This window comes from Faecalimonas nexilis (genome assembly GCF_059731825.1).
In genome coordinates this window covers 51,584-75,573 of the sequence record NZ_AP029189.1, presented here as the reverse complement: position 1 = coordinate 75,573, position 23,990 = coordinate 51,584, and the positions used below count along the sequence as shown (strand labels likewise).

The window sequence follows — 23,990 nt, the reverse complement described above, 5'->3', positions numbered from 1 at the left end:
GAACTATAAAAATTATTTTAAGAATAAGATGATTAATAATGCGATAACGAAACCGTAAATAGCTGTTGCTTCGGCTAAGGCACATCCAAGTAAGAGTGATTTACTGATCTTGCTCTCTGCTTCCGGCTGTCTTGCGATTGCATCCACTGCTTTTGATGTTGCGATACCAATACCGATACCTGCTCCAATACCTGTTAAAACTGCAATACCTGCTCCAATTGCGATTAATGTTGTTGACATAATAATTTCTCCTTTTCTTCTCTTTTTGTAATTATTCTAGTGCTTCTTTTATAAATAGTGATGTTAAAAATACAAACACATACGCCTGAATCAATCCATCGAAAATGTCGAAGTAAAAACTGAATGGAATCGGCAGTAAAGCCGGCATGATAATCTTGATCAATTCCATTACTACAAATGCTCCCAAAACATTTCCGAAAAGACGCATGCACAATGACAATGGCTTGATAAATATCTCAAGGACATTGATTGGTGCGATAATAGGCATCGGCTCCGCAAAGCTCTTTACCCATTTCTTTAACCCTTTCTGATGAAACCCTGCGTACTCAATTAAAATAATACTCATAATTGCAAGCGCTGCAGTCACATTCATATCCTTTGTCGGCGGCTTAAATCCTAGAAGCCCTATCAAGTTAGCAATTCCAATATAAATGCCAACTGACATCAAATACGGAATGTATCTCTTTCCCTCTTTTCCAATAATCTCTTCAAAAAAGTGGTTCATTCCGCCAACTGCCGTCTCTAAAATAAGCTGTTTTTTACTTACACGTTCGACCGACAGATTCCTAACGAGGCAGATACATAGCAACGTGACGACTGCCATAATAATCCAGGTAACTACAACCGATTCTGAAATAGGAATACCTCCGAAAATCGGAATAGTAAATGCTGTCTCGCAGTTTAATTCTTCTAATAATTGCGTTCCTAAATTTTCCGTATCTATTCACTCCCTTTCCTCATTTTTCGTTCGACTTATTATACAACTTTGATTTTGAGATACAATCCGCAATCCGCGAATAATTTGACGAATATCATTTGTTTTTTTCAGCAGTTTGTACATTGTATTTTTAGAAATGCGTGTATGGCTCATATTTTAATAACGATTCATCCCCCTACAATTGTTCCGCCGTCTCATCTTCCGATAAAAAACGTTCCAAAGACTGGGCCATTGCAATTGCTCGAATTACAGCACTTTTCGCCATGTCCATGTGAATACTTTCAAGTCCATTTAATCCCACAAGGGCGTATTGTTGCGCTAACGTATAATCTCTCATATTGAACCTCCTGCATCTTTGTTATTTTCATCCAAATTTTACATAGTTGCATTATAACATATAACAAAGAAAAAAATGGAGGAGTTAATGATTTCTGTAAACCATTAACTCCTCCATATCCTCAATTAGTTGCCAGCCATACACTTGCCATAATCCCAGCCAGCGTTGCAGCAAGTGCCCCGGCAAGTGTATATCTGGTCTTTCGCACTTTCGCCGCCATAAAATATACGCTCATCGTGTAAAATATTGTCTCTGTACAGCTCATCATAATCGAAGCAATCAAACCAATTCTGGAATCCGTGCCATATTCTTTAAATATATCTAGTACCAATCCCGTTGCCGCCGAGGAAGAAAACATTCTCACAATCGCAAGCGGAACCAACTGTGATGGAAATCCAACATATGCCGTCATTTTCCCGATTATTTCTGACAAAAAATCCAAGAAGCCGGAAGCTCTCAATATTCCGACTGCCACCATAAGTCCGATTAACGTCGGCATAATTTTAATCACTGTAAAAAATCCGCTTTTTGCTCCCTTGATAAAGTCATCATATACATTCACTTTATTAAATACACCATAAGCAACAATTCCTAAAATAGTAACCGGAACAATAAAATCTGATAAATATAAAAGAAGCTTCATAAATTACTCCTGTTTTCGTAATCTATAAAATATATGTACTTCATTAGCTAAACATACTAAATCAATCACCTTCTCTGAGAAAATCCCTCAAATTATCAATAAATAATACAACTTCCGTTCCCGCTTTTCTTCTTATAGTTTCTTCTTTATTATGTAAAAATACATCGCAATCAGCAATAACGATGCCAAAATCCAAGCTATGGGACTCGCCATACAAATTCCAAAATAGCTTTTATATCGTGAAGCAACAATTGCTGTCACACCTCTTCCCACAAGCTCCGCAATTCCCGCCATCATCGGAAGTAAACCAAATCCCATACCCTGAATTCCGTTTCGATATAAATTGACCACTGCCAAAGGGATAAAGAATACACCTACACATTTCAGATAAATGTCTACAGAACCAAGGATATTTGTCAAATCTCCGGACAAGAACAATACCGTCAGATGTTTTCCGACCGTAGCAATCAAAACTCCTGTCACGATTGCATATGCAAATGAAATCAATGTTGCTGACTTAAATCCATCTCGAATACGTTTGATTTTTCCTGCTCCCACATTTTGTGCGGAATAGGTTGCAAGCGTCGTCCCCATAGCAACGAATGCCTGTGATACCAACTGCTCAATCTTACTTGCTGCTGTAAATGCAGCTACCATTGTAGAGCCGAGCACATTCAACGCAGACTGTACCATCATTGTTCCAATCGCCGTGATTGAATACTGAAATGCCATAGGAAGTCCTATACTCAACTGAATTCTTGCCATTTTCCAATCCATTGTCCAGTCCTCACGATGCATCTTAAGCACCGGAACTGCCTTTATAATATACACAAGGCAAAGAATTCCGGATACTCCTTGTGAAATAACAGTCGCATACGCAGCTCCCGCCGCTCCCATATGGAACACGATAATAAATACCAAATCCAAGACAATATTAAGCAGTGCTGCCAAAATCAGAAAATACAACGGCACCTTACTGTTTCCAAGTGCACGCAAAATACTTGACAGCAGATTATAAAGCACCTGTGCCACAATCCCTGCACAGATAATCATAATATATTGATAGGCATCTGCAAAAATATCAGACGGTGTATTCATGAATGTCAAAAGCTTATGCATTCCCAGCATACTTATAATCGTAATCACAACCGAAATCACTCCCGACAGCACTGCTGCCATCGCAACAGTCTTTCGCATCCCTTTCATATCTCCCGCACCAAATCTTTGCGCAGTCATCACCGTAAAACCGGCAGTCAGTCCAATCAGACTTGTAATGATCAGAAACATAATCGTTCCCGTCGATCCGACTGCCGCCAATGCTTTTGTTCCAACAAACTTTCCAACTATGATCGTATCCGCCATACTGTAAAACTGCTGAAATACGTTGCCCAAAAAGATTGGAACCGTAAAATTAAAAATCACTTTTGCAGGATTTCCTACCGTCATATCTCTTTCCATCAATATTACCCCCTTGTTAATTCTTCCCTGCACAAATTGAGCGCAGCTTCAATCACCTTATCCATATCATAATATTTGTAGCTTCCCAAACGCCCTCCAAATATCACATTCCTCTCCTTCTTCGCAAGCTCCTGGTACTGCTCAAACAGCCGATTGTTCTGCTCATCATTTACCGGATAATACGGTTCCATTCCCACTTTCCATTCCAGCGAATACTCTCTTGAAATAACCGTTTTTTCCTGCATTCCAAACTCAAAATGCTTGTGCTCAATAATACGCGTATACGGAACCTCTCTTTCCGTATAATTCACAACTGCATTTCCCTGATAGTTGTCCGTATTCAATACTTCTGTCTCAAATCTTACCGAACGATACTGAAGCGCCCCCAACTGATAGGAAAAATACTCATCAATCATGCCTGTGAACACAGTCTTTTCTGCAATGTCCGGATTTTCCTTGATAAAGGAAAAATAGTCCGTACCGGTCTTCACCGGGATCCCATCCAGCATCTTTTCCACGATTCTTGTGTATCCGCCAATGGGAATTCCCTGAAAACGGTCATTAAAATAATTGTTGTCATAGGTAAAACGCACCGGCAAACGGCGAATAATAAATGCCGGAAGTTCCTTACACTCTCTTCCCCACTGTTTTTCGGTGTACCCCTTTACCAGTTTTTCAAACACATCTTTTCCGACAAGAGACAGTCCCTGCTCTTCTAGATTCTTTGGCTCTGTAATTCCCGTCTCAGCCACCTGCTGCGCAATCTTTTCTTTCGCCTCCTGTGGCGTTTTGATCCCCCACATTTTGCTGAATGTATTCATATTAAACGGCAAATTATAAAGTTCATCTTTGTAAACAGCAATCGGCGAATTGATATAATGATTAAATTCTGCAAACTGATTGATATAATCCCACACCTCTTTATTGGACGTGTGGAAAATATGTGCTCCATACTTGTGCACCTGAATTCCTTCTATTTCTTCACAATAAATATTTCCGGCAATGTGATTTCGTTTTTCAATCACAAGGCATTTTTTTCCACTTTTCTTTGCTTCATGTGCGAAAACTGCACCAAAAAGTCCTGCTCCCACAATCAAATAATCGTATTTCATATTTTTTCTCCATTATTTTGTCTTATCTCTCCCCATTTTAGACAATTCAGCTTAGAATCGCAATATTTTTCTCCATTGATTTTCCCTTTTTATTGCACTAAAATAGTATTTAGAAAATTAGGAGGTGTTATTTTATGGGTGCAAAACAACAAGCTTACAAAAAACTTGCAGATACCATGATCAAAAATTTTTTCAAAAGAAATATCGAGGCTTTCTATTGTGATGATCGAAATCAAGCAGTTTCATTGGCAATGGAAATGATGAAAGATGGCAATACCGTCGGTTTTGGCGGTTCTGAGACATTGAACGAAATCGGAATTTTAGATACAATCAAGAATTCTTCTTTGACTTTAATTGACCGGAATACTGCAAAGACTCCGGAAGAGAAAAAAGAGATGTATTTTAAAAATGCGATGGCAGATTATTTTTTGATGAGTTCCAACGCCGTTACGATTGACGGAGAGTTAATCAATATCGACGGTAACGGTAACCGCGTTGCCTGTCTCATTCACGGTCCGGAGCACGTCATCCTCATTGTCGGGATGAACAAAGTAGTCACAGATGTAGAATCCGGAGTTGCCCGCGTCAGAAACATCGCTTCCCCTGCAAATGCCGCTCGTCTCGGAACAAGAACTCCTTGTGGCGCAGTCGGACATTGTGGCAACTGCAATTCTCCTGACTGTATGTGCTGTCAGGTTGTCATTACAAGACACTCCAGACACACCGGAAGAATCAAAGTTATCTTAGTTGGCGAAGAATTAGGTTATTAAGAATTTCTTAAAGGGGACGTAGTAAAATTGAATTTTACTACGTCCCCTTTTGAATGTTTTAACAATATTTTTGAATGATTTCCTGCATTTTATCAAACTGCTGTTCCATCTCGTCCACCAGTTTGAACTGTGTGCGGGCGCGAACCAGATTGTGTTCCGGATACGCTGTTTTAAAGTAAGTGTCTCCCTGAAGATAATCTGTCAGGAAACGGATTCCACACTCTAATGTCATCAGTCTTGCCCCCCAAGGCAAGCTTTCTTTTTCTTCCTGTGTCAACACATCACCAGTACCTTCCAAATAGCCTTTTACATATGTGTCATACAGAGAAATATCAAAGTGAACCAAATCCAGATCCTTCTCATCTTCCGCCGCTGTGGCAGCGCCAAAGCGAATCGAATCTCCGAAGTCATTTGCTGCAAGACCAGGCATAATTGTATCTAAATCAATAATACAAAGTCCTTTTCCAGTCTTGGCATCAAATAAAATATTATTTAATTTTGTATCATTATGTGTAACACGCAACGGAAGTGTTCCCTCTTCCTGCTGTTTTACAAGCACTCCACAGTCCTCTTTTCTATTTAATGCAAACTCAATTTCTTTCTTGCAGGAAGCTGCTCTGTTCTTAATATCACGCTTTAACGACATCTGGAATGCCTCAAATCGTTTTACCGTATTGTGGAAATCCGGGATTGTCTCATTCAACTCAGATGCCGGATAATTGCCAAGCTGTTTTAAGAAATGTCCGAAACTGTTTCCTGACTGATAGAACTGTTCCGGTTTCTCCACAGACTGGAAACATACCGAATCATGGATGAAGTGATAGCTTCTCCAAGGTTGTCCCTCGTTATCCTCAAAATATGTACATCCATTCTTTGTTTTAATCGCAGCAAGTGTCTCCCTATCCGGATCACCGCCTTCTTCTCGAATCACATTTCTCAAATACTCAGTCACACGGAAAATATTTTCCATAACTCCGGCAGGATCTTTGAATACATTGTTATTTACTCTCTGCAAAATATAACACAACTCATCTTCTCCATCTACCGGCATATATACTGCATATGTCTCATTGATATGTCCTTCACCAAATGGCTTTACATAGCTGCACTGTGTTCCAAAACCAAACGCATACAATGCATCTTCAAGATTTCTGTTCTTGCCTACTCCATCTATCTTTCTTCTAGTCGAAAATACAACTTCGCCCTCTTCTACTTTTCTCTTTGACTCAATTGTACAGTTCGCCTTTACCACACTTCCAAGACCGATATGTGCGCCGCATCCCACAAAAGAATCATGATCCACTACAGCGCCACTGTTTACCAAAACACCATGCTCAATCACAGTATTTGTGTTCACTACCGCATTCTGCATAATAAAACTTCCCTCGCCAATCTTTGCACTCGGGCTTACTACTGCAGACGGATGAATAATTGCCGGAACATTGTATCCAGCCTCCATCAATTGTTCTGTCCAATACAGACGCATTCCATTATCTCCAAGACCTGCCACTGCAGTGTCATACTTTTCCAGAAATGCTTTGTAATCACAGCATTTCCCTATAATATCTGTTCCTATAACAGCATCATCTAAAAAGACAACCTCTTCATATCCAAGTATTTTTGCCGTCTCCTGAATCATATGACCAAATCCACCAGCACCTAAAATCAATAAATTCTTCATCGTAATCTTCTATGAGCAAATCCGCTCATGCTTCCCCTTTCACTATAATTTTTCTTCATTATAACATTTGTATCTGCTTCTGTCTCCCTTTTCACAAAATAATATTGGGTTTAGTTTTATTCATTCCATACCACTTATTGAGCGTATTGTAAACATACAACTTTTACGCTCAAAACATTTCTTAAAATTTTCAAACTCTTCGTCTTTTTCCCATCACCACCGCAAACACCACACCCACAGCCGTACTGATCGTTGTCGCCACAATCCCAGCACCTACAATCCCAGCCGGGTTCACACTTCCATATTGGCTGCGATATGCGATAATATTAATCGGTATCAACTGTAATGAGGAAATATTCAGGATTAAAAATGTACACATATCCCGGCTTGCAATTGTCTTATCCCGATTCGGATTGATTTCCTGAAGGCTCTTCATCGCCATTAATCCTGCCGGTGTCGCTGCCCAGCCAAGTCCCAGAAAATTAGCAATCATATTTGTTGTAATATGTTCATTCGCTTTATGCCCTCTTGGAATATCAGGGAACAAAATCCGCACAATCGGCTGGATTTTTCTCGATGCTGCCTTAATGATTCCTGCCTTTGTTGCTATTTCCATCAAACCGACCCAAAAAGACATCACTCCCATCATCGTAATACAAAGCGTCACTGCCTCCTTAGAAGAATCCAATGCCGCATTCGTAATTTCCGGCATCTTTCCGTTAAATGCTCCAAACAAAATTCCAATTACAATCATACCTGCCCAAAGGTAATTTAGCATCATTTCACCACATTTATTTTTTATAAAATGTATGCAGGAGGTTTTCAACTTATGTTCCTGTTCACACCACGCCATTCGCAGTAAATGAATCCTCATGTAAACATGAACTCATTTGCTATTGACTGATGTGTGAGCTGTAACCAAATTATCAATCCGGTTCAGTATATTCTTTCTCTTCTCATCAAATAGCAGATTCTTGTTATATTGATAATAACGCTTGCACTCATAATTTTGCAAAAACTGTACGCTGTAAAAATTAGTGTTGAGCTCTGTCACAAACACGGTCATCTCCTGACTATTACCAAATGCAATCTCCATAAAATCAAATCCATACTCCAACATTTGTCCTGCCGCATCCAGTTCTTTTTGATACGCCTCATTTTCTTTGGCAAATTCCTTTTTCACAAGTTCAAATGCCGCTTCATGTTCCGGATTTCCTGCTTCTTTTAGTAACTTTTCATATTGCTCCAATTTCTCAATTGTCTGCTTCAACGCATACCCTTCTTCACGATTTAGTATTTTTGCTTTTTTCTTTGAATTCAATGTCTGCTCCATCTCCTCGCAAATCTGTTTCAGAGATAGTGACCCACTTTTATAGCCCTTCAGTTTTTCAAACAGAACCGTGATGCTCGCTTCTTTCTTGTATGTCTGTCGAAATGCCTCTACTGTCTTTGCAAGTACAAGACTTACAACACTTAACTTTTCATCAAACGATGCATGTCCGACTTTTTTCACAAGAATCGGATCGATTTTTCCCTGCATCACCTGTTCAATCTGGTAATCTGCCTGATATTTATAATAAAGCTCCAAATAATTTGCAAAATCTTTTGCTATCTTCGGATACTGAATATACTGCACTACAACCTCCCAGTCTACTGTGATTTCGAGTTTTTCATATACCTGAATCAGACGTGATAAATCCTCCCATCCTCGCGGAGTTGCAAACAACATTCCATCCACAGTTGTCTCCATCTGATAGAAATATGCCACTCTCGTTGTCAGATAAGAAATCACCGCCGGATGAATATCCTGCACATACGCATATTCTTTCCAAACCGAAAAATCCGGCTCCACCTCAATTTTCTTCACACGATCCATAGTCACCACGTCAAACTCACGCACTGATTTGTTATATTCTGGTGGGTTTCCCGCAGCCACAATAATCCACCCTTCCGGAATGGCATGATTTCCAAATGTTTTATATTGAAGGAACTGAAGCATCGCCGGCGCCAATGTCTCCGAAACACAGTTGATCTCGTCGATAAACAAAATTCCTTCTTTGAGGCCACTTTCTTCAATTTTATTGTACACCGATGCAACAATTTCGCTCATTGTATATTCCGTCACTGAATATTCATTTCCATCATATATGTGCGTTGAGATAAACGGAAGCCCGATAGCGCTCTGTCTCGTATGGTGCGTAATTGTATATGCGACAAGACCAATTTCACACTCTTTAGAAATCTGCTCCATGATCTGCGTTTTTCCAATTCCCGGCGCCCCAATCAGAAAAATCGGCCGCTGTCTCTGCGATGGAATCTCATAATTTCCTTCTTCATCCTTCAACAAATATGCCTCTATTGCATGTTTTATTTCCTGTTTTGCTCTCTTTATATTCATTCTATTCTTTTTTCCTCCAACTCTTCCGGTTCTATAATCAGTTTTATCGCCCAAACCGGCACATCTACATCCCGATAATCTTCTTTTAGAAATACAAATGCAACCTCATAGTTTGGACGCTTTGCCGGAAATGTTCCATACCCATCCGTAAAATAAATTAACCCTTTTAATCTGTGAAATGCTTTCGCCTTTAGCAATTGGTTGACATATCCAAACACCGGACGAAAATCCGTCCCTCCAAATCCTTTTACCTCAAAATGCTCCATATATTCATCCAACTCCTGCCGATTTGTAATCACTACATCCGACTGCACTTTATCATCGCACTGAATGACATGCACATTTATTTTTCGAAAGAAACTTTCTGATTTACCCAAAATACTGAACGTTTCCTCCAGAAATTTTTTTATTAACTCTTCTTTACAAGACATCGATGTGTCAATCGCAATGACAAAATCTTCAATTTTGCGCAATTCTTTTGTTTCCTGTGGCTCAATCAACGGCATATTCCCGTACATTTCCATTCCGTAATTATAAAAAATATAATCAAAGCTATCCTGATCCACCTGCATTTCCTCTTTTAAAATCGCAAACTTTTCCAAAAACTTTCGATAGTCATATCGGTTACGATTTTCAATCTGTACTTGATTTAAAATATTTTCCGCATTCTCAGAAGCCTCCTTTGAAAATGTCTCCATCTCCGTCTGCAATTTCTCATTTTGCTCTTTCCACTTTTTCTCCCGCTCAATGCATTTTTCAGGGGACACATTCTCGTTCCACAAAACATGATCATCCACAAAAAATTCTTCCTGCATTTTTCCAAACTGCTCTTCTTCTAAATGCATCCCCAGCAATTCCCAGTACACCCCTTTTGGCGTCAACACTTCCATCTTTTCTCTCAATTTTTGGTAAACTCCCTTTCGATATGGAGGCACATATTTGCGGACACTGTGCTCATTGAGTTCATCTATGATTGACTCCACAACAATATCACAAGCTAGATTCCAATACTGTTCATCCGTATGATCCGGTTGTTTCAAATGCCCGAAAAGACAGTGAAAAATCATATGAAGATACGCACGGTTTACTTGCACCGGCGTCCTCTGGTACAGCCCAATCAGATAGTCTGGATAAAAATAAACCGTAAATCCATCCGTCCCCATACCGGAAATCTTCGTGTCCGGCAGAAATTCAAATCCGCTTAAAATCACATCAAAAAAGCGCATGGACAAATATAGCTCATTCCTTGCATTTTTCAAAATATCTATGCAAATCTCGATTTTCTCGAGTTCTTTTTGTTGTTGTTTTTGAATTGGATTCATAACTCAAACGTCTTCCTTTTTACTTGAAATCTTTGATGTTTTAACTCCATCAAATAGCTTGTCAGTTCCACTCTGCTTTTTTTATTAACCTGCTCGATTAAATACTCCAGCGTCTTTTGCTCTGAAATACAATGCTCTGCCAAAAATTTACATTCTTTCTCCCGCATCTTTTCCGCTGCCCATTTTATGCATGTTTCAATGTGATCCTTCAAAAAGCTCATATATTTTTTCTTTGCCTTCTCACTTAACTGATACGGATATAAAAGCCTTCCGAACACGAGCCGAAATAACGTATCTTCATATTCCCTTCCTTTTGCCCATTCAAACCGCTCATCGTACAGATGAAACTGAAGTTCTTGCCGAACAAAACAATTCCGGTACATCATACCACTTCCATGCGTGTGTGTCTCCAAAATCCTCGCAGGCGTATTTTCGACCGCCTCCTCAAAAAACTCTGGGAATATCAGTTTCGCTTCCCCCTGTTTACTGTGATAAAAAATTGTCTGCTCCTCTGGCAATTCCATCAAAAGCTCACGCAGACAAGATTTTTCATTCTCCACAAAAGTCACATCAATCTCCCTCACCTTGTGACACCCCGTAAATGCTCCCGCACCGATATCTTTCAACGTATTGTAAAATTGTATTCTCCTTAAATTGCGGCAATTGTAAAATGCATATCGCCCAATTTTTTTAATAGAGTTTGGAAGGATGATTTCTTCAATCGGGGACGTAGTAAAATTTAATTTTACTACGTCCCCGATTGGTTGCGAAAATGCATAATCTCCTATCTCCGTCACCTCAAATCCATCAATTTTTTCTGGTACTTCTATAGCCATACTATTCCAAAAAGCTCCTGTAATTCGGGCTTTGTTGTCATTTACTTTATACTCATACTTTTGAAAATCTTTTTCCATTTTATTATTTTACCTCTAAAAATTTTTCAAAAAACTACAAATTTATTTTAATAAATTTTTTTTAACTTGTCAAAAAGGGACAGGGCTATTTTCGTTTTGGGACACCACAATACTCAATTGGGGACGTAGTAAAATTAAATTTTACTACGTCCCCAATTTAAACTTCTATCTCTTTTTCTTTCAATCTCCGATGTACAATTCCACGAAACAATGTATAAACCACCGAAGCAATCGGAATAAAAATCAACATTCCGACAATGCCCATCAAGCTCGCTCCAATACTGACTGCAACAAGCACCCAGATAGACGGCAGCCCCACAGAATTTCCAACGACATGCGGATAAATCAAATTTCCTTCGATCTGCTGTAATACAAGGAACATTACCACGAAGATCAATGCCTGCATCGGATTCACCATAAAGATCAAAAGTGCTCCGATTACACATCCGATAAATGCTCCAAAAATCGGAATTAATGCCGTAAATGAAATCAGGATTCCAATCAACAGTGCATATGGCATTCCAAAAATTGTCATCGCCACAAAAAACATACTTCCAAGAATAATTGCCTCAACACACTGTCCGGTTAAGAAATTAGAAAAAGTCTTATACGTCAGTGAGCTAAGCGCAAGCAAAATCTCTGTCCAGTCCTTTGGCATAAATGCGTACATCACCTTGCGAACCTGTACGTTTAACTTTTCTTTCTGAAGCAGAATATAACACGAAAATACAAAAGCAATAAAGAATGTCGTCACACCACTTACAATACTTTTTGCAGCCTCAAATGTAGATCCAAGCACGCTTCCAGCACCATTTTTAAAGAAATCAATACCGCTTTTAATCATCTCATCCCACTTGAACTCCATACTGCCAATCCACTTCACGATTTCCTTATTATCCTGAAAAATATTTTCCGCCCACTCCTGTACTTGCGGAATGAACGCCTGAATATTTCTTCCAAGATTCATCGCCGTATCTCCCAGCGCCGGCGCTACGACAAACACAACGATTCCAATGATTCCAAGTACAAACAAAATCGTAATCAGAAAGCTTGCAGGTCTGGCAAATTTCTTTGCCCATTTATTCTCCTTCATTTTCTTATTTCCGAAAAACTTTTCCTCAATGAAATGCATTGGCACATTGAGTACAAATGCAATCGCACCACCAAGTACAAACGGGAAAATCACTCTGCCGATAAAACCAAGACCATCTAGCACTACTTCGTAGTTCCATAGCCCAATCAGTATAATTGCTGTAAAAACAATCAATCCTCTTATTTTCTTAATCGTTTCCTTATCCAAATTCATTTACTCGCCTTCCTATCGTCTTTTACGAATCCATTTCAGAAGCTGAATCACTGGAAGATTCAAAAGTGCAAGACCATAAACAGTAAATAATTGTGTCACATTCAACGGAACAACCTTAAATACATTCTGTAATGCTGGAATTGTCAATACACTTGTAATCAATACAAAGCCAATCAAAAATGCACCAATCAAGTAAATATTATTCCACAATTTTTTACTGAACATCATCGGTCTGTCTGATTTACAGTTAAATCCATGTACAAGTCTTCCTGTACATAATGTACCAAATGCCATCGTACTTGCAAGCACTGCATCACCGCCACGGTAACCAATCAAAAATGCTAACATTGTCATCAGACCAATACAGAAACCTTCTGTTCCAACCTTAATCAAAAAGTCCTTTGTCAGAATCGATTCATTCATCGGACGCGGTTTCTCATCCATGACAGTCTTTGTATGCGGCTCCAGTCCAAGCGCGATTGCCGGAAGACTGTCTGTCAACAAGTTGATAAACAACAGATGTACCGGGGCAAACGGAACCGGAAGTCCTGCCAGCGAAGCATATAATACTGCAAGAATTCCACCAAAGTTACCTGAGAGCAGGAACTGAATAGAACCCTTGATGTTTTTATATACATTTCTTCCATTTTCAACTGCTTTGATGATAGTTGCAAAATTATCATCTGTCAATACCATTGCCGCTGCGTCTTTTGATACTTCACTTCCTGTAATTCCCATCGCAACACCGATATCCGCCTGCTTCAATGCCGGGGCATCATTTACACCGTCACCTGTCATCGCAACAATATTTCCTTTATTCTGCCATGCACGCACGATACGAATCTTATGTTCTGGAGAAACTCTCGCATATACGGAAATTCCATCTACAAAATCCATCAATTCTTCATCAGACATATTATCAATCACAGAGCCTTCACACGCTTCTGATTCATCTTTCAAAATACCAATTCGTTTTGCGATAGCTGCCGCTGTTACTTTATGGTCTCCCGTAATCATAATAGGCTTGATTCCCGCACGGATACAATCTGCAACTGCTGCCTTAGACTCTTCTCGCGGCGGATCCATCATCGAAATCAATCCCACAAATATCAAGTCATCCTCATCTTCTAACTGCAGCACCTGATCTTTTTGAATCGGTTTATATGCAAACGCAAGTACTCGCAAACCGCTTCTTGAAAATTCCTGATTCTGATTTTCAATCGCTTCTTTATCTTCCTGTGTAATCTGACAGACTTCTGTTCCCTTTTGAATCTTTGTAACACGATTTAAAAGTACATCCACCGCACCTTTTGTCACCATAACCGGTCCATTCTCCAGCACATGTGCTGTAGACATTAATTTTCTGTCGCTGTCAAACGGAATCTCACTTGTACGAGGGAATTTTCCCCTTACATACCCTGCTTCTGCTCCAAGCTTTGTTCCTAGATTAATCAGGGCTGTCTCTGTCGGATCCCCAATTTCCACACCATCTACATTTGTAGAGTCATTACATAAAATACTATATCTTAAAAGTTCTTTTTGTCCAAGCGCCTGACGGTCAATCTCTGCCGCCGGAATTCGTTTTCCATTTACATAATAATCTTCTACAGTCATACGGTTCTGAGTCAATGTTCCAGTTTTGTCAGAACAGATAATCGATACACTTCCAAGACCTTCCACTGCCTGTAATTTACGGATAATTGCATGCTCTTTTGCCATCTTCTGTGTTCCAAATGACAGCACGATCGTCACGATAGAACTAAGCGCTTCCGGAATCGCTGCAACAGCCAGTGCTACTGCAAACATAAAGGAATCTCCGATGTTGACTCCCTGAAATACATTTACACCAAACAAAATGCCACAGAAAATTAAAATTACAATTGATAATTTCTTTCCAAATTCATCTAAGTTCATCTGAAGAGGTGTTTTCTTTTCAGATGTCGTCTTCAAAAGTGTAGCAATCTTACCTACCTCTGTATCCATTCCAATAGCTGTTACAAGGAAAGAACCACGTCCATATGTCACAAAACTTCCTGAGAATACCATATTGGTTTGGTCACCTAATGGCACTTCGCCAGTAATCGTATCTTCTGACTTTTCTACCGCAAGACTTTCTCCTGTCAGTGCACTTTCGTCAATTTTCAAACTCGCATTTGTCAAAATACGTCCATCAGCCGGAACATAATCTCCTGCTTCCAGAAAAACTTCGTCACCGATTGTTACCTCTTTTGACGGAATCTGAATCACATTGCCATCACGGAGTACCTTCGCAAGTGGCGCCGATAATTCTTTCAGACTATTCAACGACTGTTCTGCCTTTACTGTCTGAACCGTTCCAAGAATTGCGTTAATCGTAATTACGATCAAAATAACAATTGCACTCTCTGCATCTCCAAGTATCCCCGATACGACTGCTGCAACAATCAAAATAATGACAAGGAAATCCTTGAACTGCTCCAGAAATATCTGAATCGTACTTTTCTTTTTTCCTTCTACAAGTTCATTCAGACCATACTTTTCCTGGTTCTGCTGCACTTCACTTGAAGTCAATGCCTCTTCTTTTCCATTGACTTCCCGCCTCACTTCATTTTGTGAGAGCTGATAATAATTTTTCATTCCAAAATCCTCCATTCTTCCGTGCACTACCTAGTCTCTATTGTTTACATTTTCACCCTTTTTATAAAAAATTACAAAAGAGAATAAAAAGAGACCTTTATTGCACGTTAATTATGCAATAAAAGTCTCACTATTTCATTACGATACGGATGAAATTCATCGTATTGACGACATCGTAAACGTTTAGTAACGCTAGTTACTCCCTTTTATCTATAAAATACTATAGTCAACTTTTTTGGTTCTGTCAACTGTAATTTTTAATTCTTTTACAATTTGATACAACAAAAGCATCATAACCTGCGTCGCCGCAAGCGACCACCAAATTCCGATAATCCCGAACACAGCCGGCAATAAAAATAGAAATATCGGTGCCACAATCAATGTCTCCCCATAGATCAACGCCATAGCCGGCTTTACTTTCAATGTTGCATTTAAATAAGATATATGAAATTTTGCAAGTCCGGTAAACAAAAACGACACCGCACTAATTCTCATTCCCACATGAAAAAACTGCTCTGACTGCTTTGACATTCCAAAAATAGCCGGAAAGAAATCCGATACTGACACGACAACTGCAAGCATAACTACTCCTAAAACAATGACACTTGCTGACGCTACTCTTTTAATATACGCAAGTTCCTCTCGTTTTCCTGCGCCACAGTAAAAGCTCATAAGCGGCTGAGAACCATCTCCCACACCTACCAGCATCGACTGCACCGGAAATACAATATAAGAAATCACTGCATAACACGCAACCGCTGCATCACCACCGTATTTCAGGCACTGCAGATTTGTAAAAATCAGCACAATCGACGGTGCCAGAGACAGTCCAAATGCAGACACCCCAATCTGAAAAATTTTCACACTTCTTTTCCAGTTCCAAACCAACTGTACCTTTGTTTTTCCTTTGATATAAATTAAGTAAATGCAAATAAAAATCACGGATATCTGCGCTGCAATCGTGCCAAGAGCAGCTCCCCGAATTCCCAGTCCCACTTTAAAAATGAATACATAATTCAATGCAAGATTTACGAACATCCCTGTGACCATACTCACCATAGCGCTGACTGCCATCCCTCTGTTTCGAAGCAACGGTATCATTCCTGAACCGATGATCTGAAAAACACATCCTAAAATAATAATCTGCACATAGGCCTCAGCCTGCATCAGTACCTCTCCTCTTGCACCAAGAAGCTGTAATAAGATCGGATACGTCAAAAACAATATTACACTTAATAAAATTCCGACTCCCACAAGCAGACACACCGTCAGATGATACGTTTTTTCACTTTCTTGTTTCTCATCTTTTCCAGCTAAATTCGAAAACAAAACACTGCCGCCACTTCCAATCCCTATCCCTGTTGCAGTAATCACTGCAACAAGCGGCCATGCAAGGTTAACTGCTGCAAGTCCGGTATCTCCCGCTGCCCGTCCTACAAATAATCCGTCCATTACGGAATAAAGTCCTGACAGCATCAGTGAAAACACCGTCGGGAGACAATCCCTGATAAGATTTTTCTGAATTACTTTCTTTTCCATAGTCACTCCTTATCGCACAAAAAGGGCAAGGATTTCCACCTTGCCCTAAAACTTCATTCTCACTAGTTTGTGATTGTTTTTTCTGTTTCTTTATCGAATACGTGAATTTTTTCTGCATCTAATGCAAATTTCACTGTATCGCCTGTTCTTGCTGTTGTTCTTGGGTTTACTCTTGCTGTCATACTTGTTCCTTCGTAATCGAAGTATAAGTAAACTTCAGCACCAAGCATCTCGTATACACGGATTGTAGCTTCGATTACTGTATTTGGTGAAGCTTCAATAAACATCTGCTCATCATGTACATCTTCCGGACGAATACCAAGTACAACTGTCTTTCCATCATATCCTCCTTCAATGAGTTTTTTCGCTTTTGCTGGTGGAAGTTCAATTGCAGAAGGTCCTGCTTGAAGATAAACTTTATCTCCTTTTACCTTACATACTGCATCTACGAAGTTCATCTGTGGTGATCCAATGAATCCTGCTACGAATAAGTTACATGGTGTATCGTATAATACCTGTGGTGTATCTACCTGTTGAACAATACCGCCACTCATAACTACGATTCTTGTTCCAAGTGTCATAGCCTCTGTCTGGTCATGTGTAACGTAGATGATCGTTGTACCTAATCTCTGGTGTAATTTAGAAATCTCGATACGCATCTGTCCTCTTAATTTTGCATCCAGGTTTGATAAAGGCTCATCCATAAGAAATACTTTTGGATTACGAACGATAGCACGTCCCATAGCAACACGCTGTCTTTGTCCACCTGATAATGCTTTTGGTTTACGATCTAATAATGCTTCCAAGTCAAGAATCTTAGCTGCTTCACGAACCATCTTGTCAATCTCATCTTTTGGCACTTTTCTTAATTTCAAACCAAATGCCATGTTGTCATATACTGTCATATGTGGGTATAACGCATAGTTCTGGAATACCATCGCAATATCTCTGTCTTTTGGCTCTACGTCATTTACTAACTTATCTCCAATTCTTAATTCTCCAGAAGAAATATCTTCCAATCCTGCAATCATACGAAGTGTTGTAGATTTACCACATCCTGATGGTCCTACAAAGATGATAAATTCTTTATCTTCAATTTCAAGGTTGAAATCTTTTACTGCTTCAAATCCATTTGGATAAACTTTATTAATATGTTTCAATGATAAACTTGCCATTTCAATCTTCCTCCTAAAAGCTTTCGTTTTCTAACTCTTTCTAAAGTATATAAAAAAAGCCAATTAGGGTCTATGCCAAAGTTGAACAAATTTTTTTCAGTTGTCTCGTCAAGTCGACGAATCTTACGAAATAAGCATCTGATACACATCCCGTTTCCCGATTCCCCGATCTTTTGCCACTTTTTTCATTGCCTCTTTCTTATCCATACCTTGATCCAAATAGAAGTCCATATGCTCCTCTATACTCATCTCTTCCCACTTTGCAACTTCTTCCTGACGAAGTTCCTCGCGGCTTTTTCCTTCAATGACAAGCACACACTCACCCTTTGGCTCATTTGCCTCATAATATGCAAGTGCTTCCTCAATTGTTGTTGCAAATGCAGTCTCGTGCTTTTTGGTCAATTCCCGGCACACCGTAATTCTTCGGTTTCCAAGTCTCTCCAACAGTTCCCGCAGTGTACGAACAAGTCTATGCGGCGCCTCATACAAAATCATTGTCCGTGTCTCATTTACAAGTTCGTTCAATACAGACTGCTTTTCTTTTTTATCTGTCGGCAGAAATGCCTCAAACGCAAATCTTCTTGTCGAAAGTCCCGACAACGTCAATGCCGTAATACATGCTGCTGCTCCAGGCAGAGATGTGACTTCAATCCCTTCCTCATAGCACATCTTCACAAGCTCTTCCCCCGGATCTGATACCCCCGGTGTTCCTGCATCCGTCACAAGTGCAATCTGCATCCCATCTTTCAGCTTCTCAATGAGCTTTTTACCTTTTTCTATCTTATTATATTCGTGATAACTTGTCATCGGAGTCTTAATTCCAAAATGATTCAAAAGCTTTATGCTATTTCTCGTATCCTCCGCTGCGATCAAATCCACCTCACCCAATGTACGCACAACACGATATGTCATATCTTCGAGATTTCCAATCGGTGTCGCACACAAATACAGCTTTCCTGACATATTTGTGCCTCCTTCTTATTTCATCGCATACTCCGAAAGCAATTCTTCTGAATATACGCCCTGCTCTTTATAGACAATCAATGGCGGCTCCACGCGCATACGTGAATTCGCCCCACGCATTCCTTCAATCAGCACCATATTCGGTTCCTTATGTACAAATGGATGTACCATTCTCATACGTTTTGGCTCAATTCCTACCTGTATCATCTTTGACAGGATTTCCGCCAATCGAAACGGTCTGTGCACCATATAAAATCGACCTCTCGGCTTTAAAATTCTTGCGCTTTCCCGCAAAATATCATTCAAATCACAAAGCACCTCATGCCTTGCAATTGCCTTTGCATCCGACGGATTCTCAATACCGTGATGTCCAATCATATATGGCGGATTTGTTGTTATGACGTCAAAAGAGGCTGGTCCGAATAATTCGGCTGCCTCTTTGATATCTCCCGTCACAATGTCAACTTTCTCTTCCAAATGATTATGGGCTACGCTTCTTCTTGCCATGTCAGCACTTTCTTCCTGTATCTCCAGTCCGGTAAAATGCATCCCTTCGGTCTTTGCCGTAAGTAAAATGGGAATGATCCCTGTTCCTGTTCCAAGATCCAGCGCACATTCTTTCTGTTTTACACGGGCAAAATTGGCAAGTAATACGGCATCCATTCCAAAACAGAATTTCCCCGGATGCTGTATGATCTCATACCCGTTAATCTGTAAGTCATCCAGACGTTCGTCTGATTTCAGATTAGTTATCATCTAATTTTGACGCTCCTTCATTCTTCTCCAATGCTGCAAGTTCCTTCATCTCTTCTTTGGAAAGTCTCACATCATTTTTTCTCTTTCGCGGTCTGAATTTCAGCTCATCCACTTTGTACTCGCGAATCTCTTTCTCATCATTTTCTAACGTCACAACTACTTTTACAAGCTGGCGAAGCACACTGACACTCTGTACTTCTCCTTTCAAGCCCTCATTCGTTGTAACTGTGTCCCCGATTGCCGGAAGACGGCTGTTCAATTCTTCATACGTCTCTTCCTCATTGGTCAGACAACACATCAGCCTTCCACACACACCGGAAATTTTCGTCGGATTCAAAGAAAGGTTCTGTTCTTTTGCCATCTTGATTGATACCGGTGCAAACTCTGATAAATATGTGTGACAACAAAGCGGACGTCCGCAAATTCCGATTCCGCCCCGAATCTTTGTCTCATCACGCACACCAATCTGACGCAGCTCAATTCTTGTACGAAATACTGCTGCCAAATCTTTTACAAGCTCACGAAAATCAATTCTTCCGTCTGCAGTAAAATAAAACAGCACTTTATTATTGTCAAATGTATATTCGGCATTGATCAGCTTCATATCCAGATTGTGTTTTCTTATTTTTTCCAGACAAATTTCAAATGCCTCTTTTTCTTTCTCTCGGTTCTTTTCTTCCGCTCTTTTGTCTTCCTCTGTGGCAATTCGAATTACCGATTTTAGCGGCTGCATGACCTCTTCGTCCTTCACTTCTTTCGGTCCTGTCACAACAGTTCCAAACTCTATGCCTCTTGCTGTCTCCACAATTACTTTATCACCCTGTCTGATGTGAAATTTACCTGGTGCAAAATAATAAATCTTTCCTGCCGGACGAAATCTTACTCCGATTACTCTTGTCATATTCTAGTTCTCCTTTATCGTAAGCAACAATAATTCCATTACCAGATCAAAGTTTACATTCGCTTTCAGGCGTGTTTTCGCCTTTTCGATACTGTCCAGAATAATCTCAATTCCCTCATAAGAACTTTTGCTTGCCTTCTCCTTGATGTAAGTCAATTGGTCACCAAATACAACTTTTCCTGCTTCTTTTGTTGCCTTATAAAGCAGAACATCCCGGTACCAGACAGTAAGCAGATCCAGATAATCTGTCACTTCTAATTTATATTTATTAATCTCTTTTATCGCACTGACAATCTCGTTCAGTTCCATCTCATCAATATATTTTAACAACTGAACTGCTTCTTCTTTAATCTCATTAAAGTGTTCTGACGTTGCCAGCATAATGGCACGCCCCATGTTTCCCTGTGCAAATGCGGCACAGATATCTGCCTGATAATCCGGAATATGCAGTTGCTCCATCAAATACTTTTTAATCAAAGTATCCTTAATATTCCTCAATTTCAACATGACACATCTTGAACGAATTGTCGGCAGCAAACTGTCTGCATTCTCTGTCAGCAGAAAAATAATGGCATATTCCGGTGGCTCTTCAATCGTTTTTAGCAGTGCATTCTGCGCCTGCACAGTCAACAGATCCGCTTCCGGAATAATGTATATCTTATAGCGGTTGCTGTATGGCTTGATCATAATGTCACCATTGAGCTGCTCTCGTATATCATCTACACTGATTGACCCCGGCTTTTCATGCTGTATCGTAATGATATCCGGCTGATTCCCGCTATCTGCCTGCCTGCAGGAACGACACTCACCACAAGGTTCTAACTGGCTGTTCTCACATTGCAGAGTCATTGCAAATAATTTTGCAAGCATCTTTTTTCCAGAGCCTTTTGCGCCATTTAAGATATATGCATGAGATACTTTATCCTGCTCTACGGCATTTTGTATATATTGAATTATGTCTTTGTGTCCTACAACATCTTTAAATCCGCTCATATTATTACCTTTCTATTACGCACTTTCTTATACAGTTTCACTCGACGTGCAACCTTGCCATCGCTTTGCTTACGTGAACATTATATCATAATTCTTGGTGAATACATAGCATAATTTCTTGGATGCAGTTTTCCATATTGTCATTAAAATAATGGTGAGTTATCCCCATTCTTTGTAAGTTTTCCTCAGAGAAATCCTCTGCATCTGCAAGGAATCTCCTGCACAGTTCTTCGTATTTTGGCTCTTTCTGTTTTCTTTCTCGTTCTACCGCCCTTAACAATCGCACTCCATCGTCAACATCAATGTATATAGGTACCAATGAGTCCGTCCCCATATATGCGAGCATCTTTGCATATGACTCTAAAGTCCCGATTGCAATGTAATTCTCATCTCCGTCAAACTGTCCGTCATCCACCGTAAAATATTTCCACACTCCGTGTACCGTATTGTATGCGCGAAGCTCGATTACTTTCCCTTGTGCTTCGAGCTCAGCCAATCTTTTTTCATCGACAAAATAATATTCCACACCCTCCTGCTCACCTTCCCGAATCGGACGTGTTGTATAGATTACAATTGTCTTAAGATTTGGCATCCTCTCTTTGATCTGTTTAAAAATTGTATCTTTCCCGGAGGCACTTTTCCCCATAAAATAAAAAATCTTACTCATTTATCCACACCTTTATCTGTTTATCCACTTCCAGACCTTCAATCGAAAATCCTAACTGCTCATACATTTCCAAATATGCAATCACATCCTCCGTAATCTGCTCTCCCGGCACAATAATCGGGATTCCGGGTGGATACAAATACGCATATTCCATCGAAATTTTTCCGATACTCTCTTTCCATCCACAAAGTTTTCCGCACTTTTTATGCAGTACGTCAGAACTTTTTGCACAAAGTCTCGTTCTCGGAAGTTCTCTCCACACTCGTTGTTTGTTCATGGCAGACAAGGAGCAATCAATTTCTAACAATGCCTGTGTAAATCTTTCCAATCCTTCTTTCGTGTCTCCTACTGCCGTCATTCCAAGCACATAGTCTCCCGAGGTCATCTCCATCTGCAAATGATACTTCCTACGCAATATTTTTTCAAGGTCTCTGCTTGAAATATTTGTATTTCTCACTGAAATCACAAATTTAGAGCAGTCATAATGTGAAGTCTCGACAAGCCTCAAACAAGAAAGTTTTCCCAACTCTTCCCGCATTTTTTGCAAGTTATCCACATAAGCCGAAAAGATATCCTCACCTTTTTTTTCAATCAATTCCATACATTCATCTATGCTTGCCATCAATACATACGACGGACTGCTGGATTGTAACATGTGTAGATACATCCTCACTTTTTCTCTATTTACAAACGTTCCATTGATATGAAGCAATGCGGTCTGTGTGAGCGATGGAAGTGTCTTGTGCACACTATGTATGACAATGTCTGCACCATTTTCATTCGCATTTTTCGGAAAATACGGATCAAATCCAAAATGTGCTCCATGTGCCTCATCCACAATCAACGGAATCTCATGTGCATGTGCCACTTCTGCAATCTTTTTCACATCAGATACCACACCGTCATATGTCGGTGATACAATCATAACTGCCTTGATATTTGGATTTTTTTCCAATAACAACGCAATCTCATCTGCTTTTACTTCCCCGTTTAATCCTGTTTTCTCATCGTATTCCGGATAGACATACACCGGTTCCAGCTCATTTAAATAAATGGCATGATACACAGATTTGTGGCAATTACGGGCTACAAGAATCTGGTCTCCTTTGTCAGTCACTCCCATAATCGCACTCAGAATTCCAACCGTACTTCCATTTACAAGAAAATGTGTCTCATCTGCACCATATAATCTCGCTGCACGTTCCTGCGCCTCCCGAATGATCCCGTCTGCGTGGTGGAGATCATCAAACCCATCTATTTCGGTAATATCAATTTTATAAGGCAGATCATTCTCCATCATTTTTTCATTTCTTTTGTGCCCCGGCATATGCATTCCATAGAAATCACTCTCACTATATTCGTTCAGATAATTGTAAATTGTCTTCATGTTCAGCTCCCTACTAAAATGAGCCACATCACAGGATGCAGCTCATTTCTTTATTTATGCTTTTCATATTTATCATAATATTTTCAATCGTTTG

22 protein-coding genes are annotated in these 23,990 nt (G+C 39.8%); 1 reads left to right on the top strand and 21 read right to left on the bottom strand.

Annotation, left to right across the window (positions count from 1 at the left end; all coding sequences use genetic code 11):
• Positions 1-12: 12 nt before the first annotated feature.
• The 6 genes from atpE to glf all read right to left on the bottom strand — a co-directional run bounded on the left by atpE (position 13) and on the right by glf (position 4,508).
• The gene (gene atpE / locus AC6I5B_RS00350; protein WP_004614406.1) at positions 13-240 is read right to left on the bottom strand and encodes an ATP synthase F0 subunit C; all 228 of its coding nucleotides are present in this window, start codon (positions 238-240) and stop codon (positions 13-15) included.
• A 31-nt stretch (positions 241-271) separates the two neighbouring features.
• On the bottom strand, positions 272-964 hold the full coding sequence (locus AC6I5B_RS00345) for a F0F1 ATP synthase subunit A (RefSeq protein WP_044988017.1): 693 nt from the start codon (positions 962-964) through the stop codon (positions 272-274).
• Between the two features lie 169 nt (positions 965-1,133).
• A complete protein-coding gene (locus tag AC6I5B_RS00340; protein ID WP_004614408.1) occupies positions 1,134-1,295 on the bottom strand; it encodes a hypothetical protein in 162 nt (53 codons plus the stop codon).
• A 121-nt stretch (positions 1,296-1,416) separates the two neighbouring features.
• Positions 1,417-1,938 (bottom strand): spore maturation protein, encoded by a 522-nt coding sequence (locus AC6I5B_RS00335; RefSeq protein ID WP_004614409.1) that lies wholly within the window; start codon positions 1,936-1,938, stop codon positions 1,417-1,419.
• 132 nt (positions 1,939-2,070) lie between these two features.
• The gene (locus AC6I5B_RS00330) at positions 2,071-3,396 is read right to left on the bottom strand and encodes an MATE family efflux transporter (protein ID WP_004614411.1); all 1,326 of its coding nucleotides are present in this window, start codon (positions 3,394-3,396) and stop codon (positions 2,071-2,073) included.
• A 5-nt stretch (positions 3,397-3,401) separates the two neighbouring features.
• Positions 3,402-4,508: a UDP-galactopyranose mutase gene (gene glf / locus AC6I5B_RS00325; RefSeq protein WP_004614412.1), complete on the bottom strand. Its 1,107-nt coding sequence runs from the start codon at positions 4,506-4,508 to the stop codon at positions 3,402-3,404.
• A 134-nt stretch (positions 4,509-4,642) separates the two neighbouring features.
• Here glf and AC6I5B_RS00320 point away from each other — a divergent pair, with 134 nt between their 5' ends.
• Positions 4,643-5,278: a lactate utilization protein gene (locus AC6I5B_RS00320; RefSeq protein ID WP_497773525.1), complete on the top strand. Its 636-nt coding sequence runs from the start codon at positions 4,643-4,645 to the stop codon at positions 5,276-5,278.
• Between the two features lie 58 nt (positions 5,279-5,336).
• On the opposite strand, the gene AC6I5B_RS00315 is transcribed toward AC6I5B_RS00320, so the two are convergent.
• From AC6I5B_RS00315 to AC6I5B_RS00245, 15 genes are all read right to left on the bottom strand, one after another.
• The gene (locus AC6I5B_RS00315; RefSeq protein ID WP_004614414.1) at positions 5,337-6,959 is read right to left on the bottom strand and encodes a phosphotransferase; all 1,623 of its coding nucleotides are present in this window, start codon (positions 6,957-6,959) and stop codon (positions 5,337-5,339) included.
• Positions 6,960-7,149: 190 nt separating this feature from the next.
• The gene (locus tag AC6I5B_RS00310) at positions 7,150-7,737 is read right to left on the bottom strand and encodes a nucleoside recognition domain-containing protein (RefSeq protein ID WP_044988038.1); all 588 of its coding nucleotides are present in this window, start codon (positions 7,735-7,737) and stop codon (positions 7,150-7,152) included.
• 108 nt (positions 7,738-7,845) lie between these two features.
• The gene (locus AC6I5B_RS00305) at positions 7,846-9,357 is read right to left on the bottom strand and encodes an ATP-binding protein (RefSeq protein ID WP_004614416.1); all 1,512 of its coding nucleotides are present in this window, start codon (positions 9,355-9,357) and stop codon (positions 7,846-7,848) included.
• Positions 9,354-10,679 (bottom strand): vWA domain-containing protein, encoded by a 1,326-nt coding sequence (locus tag AC6I5B_RS00300; RefSeq protein ID WP_004614417.1) that lies wholly within the window; start codon positions 10,677-10,679, stop codon positions 9,354-9,356. The genes AC6I5B_RS00305 and AC6I5B_RS00300 overlap by 4 nt, the downstream gene beginning before the upstream one ends.
• Entirely contained in the window at positions 10,676-11,593 is a 918-nt protein-coding gene (locus AC6I5B_RS00295; protein WP_004614418.1) for a leucine-rich repeat domain-containing protein, read from the bottom strand. Before AC6I5B_RS00295 ends, AC6I5B_RS00300 begins: the two co-directional genes overlap by 4 nt.
• Positions 11,594-11,750: 157 nt before the next feature.
• Positions 11,751-12,899, bottom strand: coding sequence for an AI-2E family transporter (locus AC6I5B_RS00290; protein WP_022249885.1), 1,149 nt, complete (start codon positions 12,897-12,899; stop codon positions 11,751-11,753).
• Between the two features lie 12 nt (positions 12,900-12,911).
• Positions 12,912-15,515, bottom strand: a complete 2,604-nt coding sequence (locus AC6I5B_RS00285) for a cation-translocating P-type ATPase (RefSeq protein WP_044988022.1) — start codon at positions 15,513-15,515, stop codon at positions 12,912-12,914.
• Positions 15,516-15,725: 210 nt separating this feature from the next.
• Complete coding sequence (locus tag AC6I5B_RS00280; RefSeq protein WP_004614421.1) at positions 15,726-17,054, bottom strand: MATE family efflux transporter; 1,329 nt, start codon at positions 17,052-17,054, stop codon at positions 15,726-15,728.
• Between the two features lie 62 nt (positions 17,055-17,116).
• Positions 17,117-18,229, bottom strand: coding sequence for an ABC transporter ATP-binding protein (locus AC6I5B_RS00275; RefSeq protein WP_004614422.1), 1,113 nt, complete (start codon positions 18,227-18,229; stop codon positions 17,117-17,119).
• Positions 18,230-18,352: 123 nt separating this feature from the next.
• The gene (gene rsmI / locus AC6I5B_RS00270) at positions 18,353-19,192 is read right to left on the bottom strand and encodes a 16S rRNA (cytidine(1402)-2'-O)-methyltransferase (RefSeq protein ID WP_004614423.1); all 840 of its coding nucleotides are present in this window, start codon (positions 19,190-19,192) and stop codon (positions 18,353-18,355) included.
• A 15-nt stretch (positions 19,193-19,207) separates the two neighbouring features.
• The gene (locus AC6I5B_RS00265; protein ID WP_004614424.1) at positions 19,208-19,948 is read right to left on the bottom strand and encodes a tRNA1(Val) (adenine(37)-N6)-methyltransferase; all 741 of its coding nucleotides are present in this window, start codon (positions 19,946-19,948) and stop codon (positions 19,208-19,210) included.
• Positions 19,938-20,849: a PSP1 domain-containing protein gene (locus tag AC6I5B_RS00260; protein WP_004614425.1), complete on the bottom strand. Its 912-nt coding sequence runs from the start codon at positions 20,847-20,849 to the stop codon at positions 19,938-19,940. Before AC6I5B_RS00260 ends, AC6I5B_RS00265 begins: the two co-directional genes overlap by 11 nt.
• Before the next feature lie 3 nt (positions 20,850-20,852).
• Positions 20,853-21,842: a DNA polymerase III subunit delta' gene (holB, locus tag AC6I5B_RS00255; protein WP_004614426.1), complete on the bottom strand. Its 990-nt coding sequence runs from the start codon at positions 21,840-21,842 to the stop codon at positions 20,853-20,855.
• Positions 21,843-21,927: 85 nt separating this feature from the next.
• Positions 21,928-22,509, bottom strand: a complete 582-nt coding sequence (locus AC6I5B_RS00250) for a nucleoside/nucleotide kinase family protein (RefSeq protein ID WP_004614427.1) — start codon at positions 22,507-22,509, stop codon at positions 21,928-21,930.
• Positions 22,502-23,896, bottom strand: coding sequence for an aminotransferase class I/II-fold pyridoxal phosphate-dependent enzyme (locus tag AC6I5B_RS00245; RefSeq protein ID WP_004614428.1), 1,395 nt, complete (start codon positions 23,894-23,896; stop codon positions 22,502-22,504). The genes AC6I5B_RS00250 and AC6I5B_RS00245 overlap by 8 nt, the downstream gene beginning before the upstream one ends.
• Positions 23,897-23,990 lie beyond the last annotated feature (94 nt).